At 67.4% G+C, this 11,879-nt stretch carries 11 protein-coding genes; 6 read left to right on the top strand and 5 right to left on the bottom strand.

Annotated elements, in window-relative coordinates; translation table 11 throughout:
• Nucleotides 1-39: 39 nt before the first annotated feature.
• Nucleotides 40-1,731: a bifunctional diguanylate cyclase/phosphodiesterase gene (locus BHK69_RS00790; protein WP_069688450.1), complete on the top strand. Its 1,692-nt coding sequence runs from the start codon at nt 40-42 to the stop codon at nt 1,729-1,731.
• A gap of 63 nt (nt 1,732-1,794) precedes the next feature.
• On the opposite strand, the gene phaR is transcribed toward BHK69_RS00790, so the two are convergent.
• Entirely contained in the window at nt 1,795-2,391 is a 597-nt protein-coding gene (gene phaR / locus BHK69_RS00795) for a polyhydroxyalkanoate synthesis repressor PhaR (protein WP_069688451.1), read from the bottom strand.
• 313 nt (nt 2,392-2,704) lie between these two features.
• Here phaR and BHK69_RS00800 point away from each other — a divergent pair, with 313 nt between their 5' ends.
• From BHK69_RS00800 to phbB, 3 genes are read left to right on the top strand one after another with little or no spacing between them, the layout of a single operon-like run.
• Entirely contained in the window at nt 2,705-3,883 is a 1,179-nt protein-coding gene (locus tag BHK69_RS00800; RefSeq protein WP_069688452.1) for an acetyl-CoA C-acetyltransferase, read from the top strand.
• A 9-nt stretch (nt 3,884-3,892) separates the two neighbouring features.
• The gene (locus tag BHK69_RS00805; RefSeq protein WP_069688453.1) at nt 3,893-4,108 is read left to right on the top strand and encodes a DUF1737 domain-containing protein; all 216 of its coding nucleotides are present in this window, start codon (nt 3,893-3,895) and stop codon (nt 4,106-4,108) included.
• 36 nt (nt 4,109-4,144) lie between these two features.
• Nucleotides 4,145-4,867, top strand: a complete 723-nt coding sequence (gene phbB / locus BHK69_RS00810; RefSeq protein WP_069688454.1) for an acetoacetyl-CoA reductase — start codon at nt 4,145-4,147, stop codon at nt 4,865-4,867.
• 262 nt (nt 4,868-5,129) lie between these two features.
• Here the strand turns inward: phbB and BHK69_RS00815 are convergent, their stop codons facing one another.
• The 3 genes from BHK69_RS00815 to BHK69_RS00825 form a co-directional block, all read right to left on the bottom strand.
• Nucleotides 5,130-5,984 carry an arginase family protein gene (locus tag BHK69_RS00815; protein ID WP_148663281.1) on the bottom strand — a complete coding sequence of 285 codons (855 nt, stop codon included), beginning with the start codon at nt 5,982-5,984 and terminating at the stop codon, nt 5,130-5,132.
• Nucleotides 5,985-6,196: 212 nt separating this feature from the next.
• On the bottom strand, nt 6,197-7,018 hold the full coding sequence (gene aidB / locus BHK69_RS00820) for an AidB family quorum-quenching N-acyl homoserine lactonase (protein WP_069688456.1): 822 nt from the start codon (nt 7,016-7,018) through the stop codon (nt 6,197-6,199).
• 87 nt (nt 7,019-7,105) lie between these two features.
• Nucleotides 7,106-8,242, bottom strand: coding sequence for a serine hydrolase domain-containing protein (locus BHK69_RS00825; RefSeq protein ID WP_244548368.1), 1,137 nt, complete (start codon nt 8,240-8,242; stop codon nt 7,106-7,108).
• A 143-nt stretch (nt 8,243-8,385) separates the two neighbouring features.
• Here BHK69_RS00825 and BHK69_RS00830 point away from each other — a divergent pair, with 143 nt between their 5' ends.
• Complete coding sequence (locus tag BHK69_RS00830) at nt 8,386-9,429, top strand: MerR family transcriptional regulator (protein ID WP_069688457.1); 1,044 nt, start codon at nt 8,386-8,388, stop codon at nt 9,427-9,429.
• 52 nt (nt 9,430-9,481) lie between these two features.
• On the opposite strand, the gene BHK69_RS00835 is transcribed toward BHK69_RS00830, so the two are convergent.
• On the bottom strand, nt 9,482-10,690 hold the full coding sequence (locus BHK69_RS00835) for an MFS transporter (protein ID WP_148663282.1): 1,209 nt from the start codon (nt 10,688-10,690) through the stop codon (nt 9,482-9,484).
• A gap of 224 nt (nt 10,691-10,914) precedes the next feature.
• On the opposite strand from BHK69_RS00835, the gene yddG reads away from it, so the two are divergent.
• Nucleotides 10,915-11,769, top strand: coding sequence for an aromatic amino acid exporter YddG (gene yddG, locus BHK69_RS00845; protein WP_069688459.1), 855 nt, complete (start codon nt 10,915-10,917; stop codon nt 11,767-11,769).
• Nucleotides 11,770-11,879: the final 110 nt, after the last annotated feature.

The following is an 11,879-nucleotide window of genomic DNA, read 5'->3' on the forward strand; positions in this document are numbered from 1 at the left end:
ATCCGCATCGTTCGCGCAGCCCCATTGAGGCCCCGTCCGATGCCTGCGCCGTCGATCCTCAGCCCCCGCGACGACTGCCACATCGATCCGCGCAGCCTGCTCTCCTCGATCGGTGAGGTCGTCTACGCCTGGGACATCGTCCATGACGCCCTGAGCTGGGGGCCCAATGCGCATGAAGTCCTCGCCGGCGTCTCCGACGCGGTCATGAGTCGCGGCCTCTCCTTCGCCGGTCTGGTCGAGCCCGGAAGCGGGCGTAGCCGCTACGATGCGATCTTCTCCGCCAGCGGCCAGGACCAGGGCGAGGGCGTGGTCTACCGCACGCGCTACGCCGCCGACCTCGCCGGCCGCAAGATGTGGATCGAGGACGCCGGCCGCTGGTTCGCCGGAGTCGATGGCCGCCCCGCCAGCGCGCGCGGCGTGCTGCGCCTGGAGCGCGCGGTGAAGCCTGACGAGCTCAGCGCCAGCAATGGCGAACTCTGCGACCGCACCTCATTGGTCGAACGCGTCGAGCTGGCCCTGGCCGAGCATCTGCCGGCCGAGCGCGTCGTCGTCGTACTCGTCGCGGCGATCGACGAACTGACCCGCCTCAACGACGATTTCGGCCATGAGGCGACCGATGAGATCATCGGCGTGGTGCAGGAGCGCCTGCGCTCGGTGATGCGCCGGCGCGACCATCTCGTGCGCTATTCCGGCAACCGCTTCGCCATCCTGCTCACCGGCTGCCCGCAGAATCAGGTCGAGGCGGCGGCGCGCCGCTTCATCAAGGCCGTGGCCCAGTCAGCCATCGAGACCGCGCGCGGCATCGCCCTGGTGCGCCTGCGCGTCGGAGCCGCGATTGCGCCCACCCTCTCGACCCATGCCGGGACCCTGGTCGCCGGCGCCGAGAACGCGCTCGCCAACGCCAAGGCCGGCGCGATAGACGCCGCCGTCATCGCCAAGCGCAGCGACATGCGTGAACCCGCCGTGGCGCGGCAGGGTTTTGACCTGCAGGCCGTGGCCGCCCTGAACGAACGGCGCGTGCAGCTTGCGCTGCAGCCGGTCGTCCGCGCGCGCGAGCGCAGCACCGCCTTCCATGAGGCGCTGCTGCGGGTCGGCCAAGGCGAGAACGGCCTCTTCTTCGCCCCCGCCGAACTGATTCCGCTGCTGGAGCGGCGCGGCCTGATCCGCCTGTTCGACCACCGCGTCCTCGAACTCGCGATCGACATGCTCGTCGACGAGCCCGGCCTGTCGCTCTCGGTCAATGTCTCGCCGCGCTCGCTTGCCGATCCCGAATGGCTCGACGCCTTCCTTGCCTGCACCAATGCCGCGCGCGGCGTGGCCAAGCGCCTGATCGTCGAGATCACGGAGACGGCGACGATCGAGAATCCCGCGCGGGTCGCCAAGCTGCTGGACAAGATCAAGGCTCAGGGCGCGCGCATCGCGATCGACGATTTCGGCGCGGGCCACACCTCGCTGCGGCACCTGCGCACCTTCCCGATCGACATCCTCAAGCTCGACGGCGCCTTCACCCAGAATCTGCGCCGCTCGACCGACGACCGCTTCTATGTGCGCACGCTGATCGACCTCGCCCGCCATCTCGGCGTCGAAACCGTCGCCGAATGGGTCGATGACGAATTGCAGGCGACGATGCTGACCGATTGGGGGGTGACCTATTTGCAGGGTCACCTGATCGGCAAGGCCGAAATCCGGCCGAAAGCCCAGGCTGGATCGCCCAAGCGCGTGGCCAGCTGAGCGCGGGCTCTGCAGAGCCGGATCAACCGGCTCCCACTGTTTCATCCGGCTCTAGCGCCGGCCTCACTTCGTCTTGGTGAGCTTGTCCAGGCGCTCGCGCATCTCGCCAAGCTCGCGCTTGAGATCGCCGAGATCATCGCCCTTGGCCGGGGCGGCAGTGCCCTCCTCCTTCGCCTTGGCGGCGGCTGCCGCGGCAGTGAAGGGGTTGAACATGCGGAACGCGTCGGTGAAGAGCGTCATATTGGCCCGCGTCTGCTGCTGGATCGCGTCGAGCGCCCCGGTGCCGAAGGCCCCACCCGTGAAGGCCTTGGTCATCTGCTCGCGGAACTGACCCTGGTCCTTGGTCAGATGGTCCATCGAAAATTCGAGATAGCGCGGCACCAGCGCCTGCATGCTGTCGCCATAGAAGCGGATGAGCTGACGCAGGAATGCGATCGGCAGCAGGTTCTGCCCGTCCTTGGCCTCCTCGTCGAAGATGATCTGGGCCAGGACCGAGCGGGTGATGTCCTCGCCGGACTTCGCGTCATAGACGACGAAATCCTCGCCGCCGCGCACAAGCCCGGCCAGATCCTCTAACGTAACGTAAGAGCTCGTGCCGGTATGATAGAGCCGCCGATTGGCGTATTTCTTGATGACGGTCGGTTCTTTTTCGCTAGCCATCAGTTCCCTACATGACGTTGGTTCGGCTCCTGCCACGAAACCCGCGACGGACCAAACGGAACGATCTCCCCTCCCGACGATAGCCGCTCAGTGGTTTGCCGCAAGTTTTTTGAGCGTGCAGCGCAAAAACAAGACTAAAGCATGACCTGTTTTGCCCGTCTTTGCAGCAGACGGAGCGTGACGGACCGGCCGAATCCCGGCATCGGCGCCTTTCTCCCGACTTGACGCAAGCGCGACAGGCTTCGAAGGTGCCCGACGAACCAGGCGGCCCGGCGTGACAGCGGACCGTCCGACAACAGCGAGGATCTCTCCCATGGCTGATACGGACATCGTCATCGTCGGCGCAGCACGCACCGCCGTCGGCGCCTTCAACGGCGCCTTCGCCAACACTCCGGCCCATGAGCTCGGCGCCGCCGCAATCAAGGAAGCGCTCGCCCGCGCCAAGGTCGAAGGGGCCGAGGTCGACGAGGTCATCATGGGCCAGATCCTGACCGCCGGTCAGGGCCAGAACCCGGCGCGCCAGGCCGCGATGGCGGCGGGCATCCCGCAGGAGGCCACCGCCTGGGGCCTCAACCAGCTTTGCGGCTCCGGCCTGCGCGCGGTGGCGATCGGCCTGCAGCAGATCGTCAATGGCGATGCCGACATCATCGTCGCCGGCGGCCAGGAATCGATGTCGATGTCGCAGCATGGCGCGCATCTGCGCAACGGCACCAAGATGGGCGACATGAAGTTCGTCGACACCATGATCAAGGACGGGCTCTGGGACGCCTTCCACGGTTACCATATGGGCACCACCGCCGAGAACGTTGCGACCAAATGGCAGATCAGCCGCGAGGAACAAGACAAATTCGCCGTCGGCTCGCAGAACAAGGCCGAGGCCGCCCAGAAGGCCGGCCGCTTCAAGGATGAGATCGTCCCCTTCACCATTGCCGGCCGCAAGGGCGACATCATCGTCTCCGACGACGAATATCCCCGCCATGGCGCGACGATCGAGGCCATGGCCAAGCTCCGCCCCGCCTTCTCGAAGGAGGGCACCGTCACCGCCGGCAACGCCTCGGGCCTCAATGACGGCGCCGCCGCGCTCGTGCTGATGAGCGCCAAGGAAGCCGCCAGGCGCGGCCTGACCCCGCTCGCCCGCATCGCCTCCTGGGCGACCGCAGGCGTCGACCCGGCGATCATGGGCTCGGGTCCGATCCCGGCGACGCGCAAGGCGCTGGAGCGGGCCGGCTGGAGCATCAGTGATCTCGATCTCGTCGAGGCCAACGAGGCTTTCGCAGCGCAGGCGCTGGCGGTCAACAAGGACCTTGGCTGGAACACCGACATCGTCAACGTCAATGGCGGCGCGATCGCGATCGGCCATCCGATCGGCGCATCCGGCGCGCGCGTGCTGGTGACGCTGCTGCACGAAATGGCCAAGCGCGACGCCAAGAAGGGCTTGGCTACGCTCTGCATCGGCGGCGGCATGGGCGTGGCGCTCACGGTCGAGCGCTGAGCCCTGCATATGGCGAGGCAGACGACGCTCTACCGCTACATAACCGGGCCCGATGACGCCGCGTTCTGTCATCGAATCTCGGAACTGCTCAGCCGGGGCTGGGTGCTCTACGGGCTCCCGACCCTGACCTTCGACGCCACGAGCGGGCGCGTCATCTGCGGCCAGGCGATCATCAAGGATGTCGACGGGCCCTATTCGCCCGAGATGAAGCTTGCAGAACAATAGCGCGGCGCTCACGCCGCCAAGAGGGAGGAGACGGGAATGTCGAAGGTCGCTTTGGTCACAGGGGGCACGCGCGGCATTGGCGCTGCGATCAGCAAGGCCTTGAAGGAGGCCGGCCACAAGGTCGGGGCGAGCTATGCCGGCAATGACGAGGCGGCGGCCACATTCAAGGCCGAGACCGGCATCCCGGTCTATAAATGGGATGTCGGCGACTATGACGCCTGCGCCGCGGGCATCGCCACCGTCGAGGCCGAGCTCGGCCCCATCGACATCCTGGTCAACAATGCCGGCATCACGCGCGACGGCTTCTTCCACAAGATGACCAAGGACCAGTGGTCGGCCGTCATCCGCACCAATCTCGATTCGCTGTTCAACATGACGCGTCCCGTGATCGAGGGCATGCGCGCCCGCAATTTCGGCCGCATCATCGTGATCTCCTCGATCAACGGCCAGAAGGGCCAGATGGGCCAGGTCAACTACTCCGCCGCCAAGGCCGGCGATATCGGCTTCGTCAAGGCGCTGGCCCAGGAGAACGCCAATAAGGGCATCACCGTCAACGCGATCACGCCGGGCTATATCGGCACCGACATGGTCGCGGCGATGCCCGAGGAAGCGCTGAAGCGTGTCGTCGCCGGCATTCCGGTCGGACGTCTCGGCAAGCCCGAGGAAATCGCCCAGATGGTCGTCTTCCTCGCTTCCGACAACGGCGCCTTCGCGACGGGAGCGACCTTCGCGGTCAATGGCGGGCAATACATGGCCTGAGCCTCTGTCGGACCCATAGTCATTCCGGGGCGATCCGAAGGATCGAGCCCGGAATGGCCGGGAGGCTCCGAGTTCAGGCCGCAGCTCTACGCTCTCCGTGACGCCGCCGGCGTGCCCGCCGAGGCGCGGATGACGACGCTGGCGCTCATCCTCGCCGGCGCGGCGGCGAAGATCCTGAAGCACGCGCTGTGACAGCGCGGCACAGTCGCCACGGGCGCGACCTATGCGACCAGTGGGCGGTGCACGGCGTAACAGCTGCCTGTCAACGCTGCGATCGCGCCCGTTCGCTCATGGCCAGAAAGCCTGCCCCCAGCATCGCGAGGCGACAGACGGTCCTGGCTCCAAGGTCGCCGAGATCGTGCTGAGGGGCGAACTCGACGAGGTTGAAGCCGATGATCGGCGCGCGGGCGGCGACGCCGTGCAGAAGTTCGACGATATCGCCATAACCCAGCCCGCCCGGAGTTCGGCCGACGACGCCGGGGATCACCGTGGGGTCCAGCCCATCGACATCGCAACACACCACGACCGGCTGGCCTTCCGGCACCTGTTCGACGGCATAGCTGAGCCCTCTGGCGCGCAGCATGCGCATATCGACCAGTCGCGCTCCCGCCGCGACGGCATCTGCCACATCCGATTCCCGGGCGCTGCCGATCCCCCGGGCACCGACCTGAACGATCGCTCCGACACCCGCCATTTCGGAAGCCCGCCGCATCGTGCTCGAGAGCCCGAAGCGCTCGCCCTCCACCTCGTTGCGCCAGTCGATATGCGCATCGATCTGCAGCAGCGTGATCTTGCCACGAGCGGCGAAGGCCTTCAGCGCGGGGATCTGGACGCTGTCGTCGCCGCCCAGCAGAAGGGGCCGCGCGCCACGAGCCAGCAGCGTCGCAAAGGCCGCCTCGATCCTCGCGCGATTGCTGCTGAAATCGGTTTCATCGAAGGCGAGATCGCCGCAATCAACCAGAACCATGTCGGGCGTCATCAGCGGCGCCCCCAGATCGAAATCGTAATGCGTCCGGCGGGCGGCATGATGCGCGCTCGCTGCCCGGATCGCCGTCGGCGCGCCCGCGCAATAGGCGCCGCTCATGGCGTAGGGCGTCGCACCGGGAAGGCCGATCACCGCGATCGCGCCTCGCGGCACGGCATCGATGGCGACGGCCTCACAATCGAGGAAAGTCGGCCTCTGGGCGGGCGGAACAGGCGTATCGGTTGGCAATGAAGCGGGACCGTCATCGGGGTTGAGGCTTTTGACTATGCCGCGCTGGCTGGCACTGCGGCAAGCGCGGACGCCCGCGAGAAGCCAGCGGGTTCAAGCCAAGGACGCCCTCGGGCTCAGGCCGGCACGAGCCGATAGCTGTCTGCAACCACCTCCACCCGTTGGAAGCCGGTTATATGCCCTCCCGAGACGATCCAACCGTCCCGGGCCGCCTCCTTCAGGATGATGTGGCGGCTGCGCGCGGCCGCCGCCGGGTCGAGGTCGTAGACGAGCCCGACATCCGGGTCGCCGGGCTGGAGATCCTCGACATGCACGAGATCGCCCCAGAGCAACAGGCTGTGTTGCGCATCCTGCACGATGAAGCCGGTATGGCCGGGCGTGTGCCCCGGCAAGCTGCGCGCGGCGATGCCCGGCAGGATCTCGCCTTCGCCGAAGCTGCGGATGCGGCCGCCATAGAGGCTTTGCAGTTTCGCTGCGATCACGAAGCCGCTCCGCCGCGACGCCGGCAGCGCTTCACGCGCCTGCTCGTCGGTGAAGAAGGCGAGCTCGACCTGCGGAACCCAGATCTCGGCTTGTGGGAAATAGGGGGTCTCACCGTCGAAGAGTCCAAGCGCGTGATCGCCATGGAGATGGCTGATCAGGATGCGCTGGACCTGGTCCGGCGTTACGCCCGCAGCCGTGAGCGCGGCGCGGGCATGGCCGAAGGCATCGCCCCAGGAAGGGCCTGTCCCGGCATCGACGAGAGTGATCCCCGTATCGTCGCGCAGCAGGAAGCAGTTCACATCGACGCTGATCGCGGATTTGCTCCAGCCTGCGAGAGCCCGCTTTCGCGCCTCGTCGCCTCCCGCATGGATCAGGACATCCGCCGGGGCCTGGAAAACGCCATCGTGCAGGATGGTGATGTCGTAGCGCCCGAAACGCCGTGACGACTGGTTCATGTCGAAAAACCTTCGATTAGAGCGTTCTCGAGCGAAGTGGCTACCGGTTCGCTCGAAAACGCATCAAAACTGCTCTAGTTAGCCCGCTCAGCGAATCGCGGCGATGAGGCGGTCGACGAAGCCGTCGAGCGCGGTCTTGTCGATCCAGCGCAGCACCGCGACGAGATCCTGCGCCGGGTCGAGCCAGATCGCGTTGACGCCTGCCCCAAGTGCGAAGACCGCCGTCGCCGGCACGCCCGGCTTTGCCGCCGCGCCCCGGTTCAGCCACCAGAGATAGCCGTAATTGGCGAGCGTCGGCGAGGGTGTGAGCATCGCGTCGATCCAGGCCGGCGACAGCAGTTCGCGGCCGCCCCATACCCCGCCGCGCGCCACCAGCAGGCCGACCCGGGCATGGTCGCGTGCACCGATGAAGAGGCCGCCGCCCCAATGGCCACCGCCCGGCACGGACTGGACCCGGCGCCCGTCGATCTCGACGAAGGCGTTGTCATAGCCCTGCCAGCGCCAGTCCTGCGAGGCCCCGATCGGGTCCATGATGCGCTCGCGCAGCACCTCCGGCAGCGGCCGGCGGAAGCGCTGCAGCAGGCAATAGGCCAGCAGATTGACCCTGACGTCATTGTATTCGTAATAGCTGCCGGGCGGCTGGAGCAGGCGCTTCTCGCCCTTGCGGCTGTTGTCGGCGCCGGGCCCGATCTGGCGGTTATGGTCGACCTGATCGGATTTGCCAAAGATCTCGCCCTGCCACTCGCTCGATTGCTGCAGCAGATGGCGCCAGGTGATCGCGCGGTTATGGGCACTCTCGAACCAGGGGCCAGCGACGGTCTTCGCCACCGGCTCATCGACATCGCTGATCAGGCCGTCGGAAGCCGCAAGCCCCGCCAGGATGGCGATGTAGCTCTTGGCGATGGAGAAGGTCATGTCGGTGCGGGCCGTGTCGCCCCATTCGGCCACGATGCGGCCGCCCTTGACGATCAGCCCGGCCGGCCCGCCGCGCTCACGGACGGGACCGACGATCTCGCTCCAGGGTCCGCTCTCGTCCCATTCGACCAGGCCGACATAGCGCCCATCGGGATAATACAGGCTGCGCGGCCAGGAGCTTTCATGCGCCTTAGCGAAATCGACGGCAGTCGCGAGCCCGGCAGCGTCGAAACCTGCCTGTGCCGGCGAAAGGGTGTCCCAGGCATCGCCATCCGACGATGGCGCATAGCTTTCTGTCGATATCGTCACCTGGCGGATGCTCCGGAATCTACGGCGTCGCGGGGCTACGATCTTTATGGAGCGCCGGCGGCAGCCACAAGCGCCGCCGCCGGTTGACCCGGCCCCTGGGACCGCCTCGATAAGCATGGCTGTCAGCAACAGCGAGGTGATTCGTGAGCGCTTCCGCCCCCTTCCTCTCCGCCTCCGAAGCCGCCGGGCAGCTCGGCGTCTCGACCAAGGCTCTGCGGCTTTACGAGCAGCGCGGCCTGGTCACTCCCGCCCGCAGCGCCGCCGGCTGGCGGGCCTATGGCCCCGACCAGATGGCCCGCGCCAACGAGATCGCGGCCCTGCGCCGGCTCGGCCTCAGCCTCGCCCAAGTGGCGCGGGTGCTGGGCGGCGATCCGCGAGGCCTGGAACCGACGCTCGCCGCGCATCAGGCAACGCTCGAAGACCGGATCCGCCAGCTCGCTGGGGCGATCGAGAGGGTCCAAGAGCTGCGCGGCGACCTCGCCCAGGGCAAGGCCCCGGCCGCCGGAGAGCTCGCCTGCCTGCTGGGGCCGGCTCGCGAGCTCAGCGTCGCCTTCGCTCTACCCTGGCCCTGGGGCGGCGAGCGCTTCGAATTGCGCGACATCCGGCCGCTGAACTACATCATCGGGCCGTTGGGCAGCGGCAAGACGCGATTGGCCCTGCGCCTGGCCGAGACTTTGCCCAGTGCCGCCTTCCTCGGCCTGGATCGCTTGGCCGATGGCGGCGCGGCGGCCCGCGCCCGGCTGGACGCCGACCCCGCCCTCAAGGCGCGGGTCGAGCAGGCCCTGGCCTGGCTCACTGAGGATGGCGCTCTGCTCTCGGACGCGCTCATCGCCCTGCTCGCCGGACTGGAAGCCGAAGGCCCCGCCATCCTGGTCGTCGATATGATCGAGCAGGGGCTGGACCAGGCCACGCAGGAGGCCGTAAGCGCCCATCTGCGCCGCCGTGGCCCGAGCGGGAAGCCGCTCTTCCTGCTCACGCGCTCCTGCGCGATCCTGGATCTCGCCGCCATCGGCGCCGACGAGGCAATCATTCTCTGCCCCGCCAATCACAGCCCGCCGAGCCGCGTCGCCCCCTATCCCGGCGCCCCAGGCTTTGAGGCCGTCGCGACCTGCCTGGCCTCGCCCGAGGTGCGGGCGCGGACGGAGGGCGTCATCGCCTGGCGGCCGCAGATGGCGTGCTTTCGCTGAAGGCCCCGGCGAGACGGCTTACAAATCCAGGCTCGCTTGCCCACGACAACGATTATGCAACCGCCGGCCGGGCACGCGGCAGGAACATGGCGAGCAGCCCGACAGCCGGCAGCCAGGCGCAGAGCCCGAACACCCTGACGATGCCGATCTGGTCCGCGAGCGCGCCGATCCCCGCCGCAGCGATGCCGCCCAGGCCGAAGGAGAGGCCGTAGAACAGCCCGCCGACGAGGCCGATGCGGTGCGGCACGAGGTCGATCGCATAGATCAGGATCGCCGAGAAAGCGCTCGCCATGATGAAGCTGATGACGACGCTGAGCGCGCCTGTCCAGAACAGATCGGCATAGGGCAGCATCAGCGCGAAGGGCAGCGAGCCCAGGATCGAGAGCCAGATCACGCGGTAGCGGCCGATCCTGTCGCCGATCATGCCGCCGACGATCACGCCGAGCGCGCCGACGACGAGATAGAGGAACAGCATGATCTGCGAGAGCTGAATCTCGATGCCGAAGCGCTCGATCAGGTAGAAGGTGTAATAGGAGCTGAAAGCCGAGGTGTAGCCGTTCTTCGACATCAGCAGCACGATCAGCATCGTCATCGCCAGGATGACCTTCGCCTTCGGCAGGCCGTGGCTGGCGATCTCCTCGACATGGTCCTTGGACGATGTCTGGTCGCGGCGCAGCGCCGCATAGCGCGCGCCGAGCCAGCCCATCACCAGCATGGCGACGAGCACCACACCGGAGAACCAGGACAGGCTTTCCTGCCCGCGCGGCACCACGATGGCTGCGGCCAGCAGCGGGCCGGTTGCATAGCCGATATGGCCGCCGACCTGGAACACGCCCTGCGCCAGCCCCTGCCGGCCGGCCGCCGCATGGCGCGCCATGCGCGTCGCCTCAGGGTGGAACACGGCGGATCCCAGCCCGATCAGCGCAGCCCCGACCAGCACGACCGCATAGCTATGCGCATGGGAGAGTAGCAGCAGCCCGGCCAGCGTCCCGCACATGCCGGCGACCATCGCGTAGGGCCAGGGTTTGCGGTCGGTGACGTAGCCGAGCAGCGGCTGCAGCAGCGACGACGTCACCTGGAAGGCCAGCGTGATGAAGCCGATCTGGAGGAAGTCGAGCCGGTAGGTCTCCTTGATCAGCGGATACAGCGCCGGGATCATCGACTGCACGAGGTCGTTCAGCAGATGGGCCAGACTCAGCGCCAGCAGCACCGGGATCAACGGGCGCCGCGGAGCAGCAGTGGGCATCGGGATTGTGGTCATGACCGACGCATGATCCCGCGCAGGCGCGCGGTCAACATTCCAGCGCGGCGCTCGGAGCATGGCGCCTATCGCGCCCAGGCCGTGCTGCGGTGCAAGAAAGCCGCCTTCGGCAGGCCCCCATCAGCCTTTGCCACCCATCGGCATTTGCCGCCGAAGCTGATATCGCGGGCGCAAGATCCCTTCGATCCGCAGCCATATCCTGCCGAGCCATAACCTTCCCAACCATGTCCTCCCGCAGCGCCACCCTCATCGGCTTCATCGCCATCCTGCTCTGGTCGACGCTGGCGCTGTTCGCCGCCATGTCCGGCCGGGTGCCGCCGTTCCAGCTCGTCGGCATGACCTTCGTCATCGGCGGGCTGCTGATCCTCGCTATTGCTACCGTGCGCGGAGAGTTGCGCCGCGTCATGCCAACCCCGGCCTCCTTCGCGCTCGGGCTCTACGGCCCCTTCGGCGACACGGCGCTCTATTACGCCGCGATGAAGACCGCGCCGGCGGCTGAGGCCAACCTGATCCATTATCTCTGGCCGCTGCTGATCGTGCTGTTCGCCGCCCTTCTGCCGGGCGCTCGCTTGAAGCCCCGCCACCTCATCGGCGCGCTGATCGGCCTCGCGGCAACCGCATTATTGATCTCGGGCGGCCTCGGCACCGGCGGCGGCATCTCGCTCGGCCATGGCCTGGCGGCGCTCGGCGCTTTCGTCTGGGCGAGCTATTCCGTGATCTCGCGCCGGTTCAGTACCGTGCCCTCCGAGAGCCTCAGCGTCACCATGCTCGGCTGCGCGATCCCCGCCTTCGCCTGCCATTTCGCCTTCGAGACGACCCTGTGGTCGCTGACCTCAGTCGAATGGGGCGGCGTGCTCGGGCTCGGCCTCGGCGCGATCGGGCTTGCCTTCGTCGTCTGGGACATCGGCATGAAGAAGGGCGACGTCGCCCTGCTCGGCGTCGCCTCCTACGCCGCCCCGGTGCTCTCGACGATCATCCTGGTGATCGCCGGCTATGCGCCCGCAAGCTGGCTCTTGGCGGTGTCCTGCCTGCTGATCGTGGTCGGAGCGCTGGTGGCAAGCTGGGAACGGCGCCCATGAGAGAAGCGCGGGGAACCTCTCACTGAACTCGGGCCTGCCCGAGTTCAGCACTCAAAGTGTCGAAGTCGGGTAGACCCGACTTCGATGCAGGAGAGGTTCCCCGCGCTTCA

Origin of the sequence: Bosea vaviloviae, from assembly GCF_001741865.1 — a bacterium.
Lineage (GTDB): Bacteria > Pseudomonadota > Alphaproteobacteria > Rhizobiales > Beijerinckiaceae > Allobosea > Allobosea vaviloviae.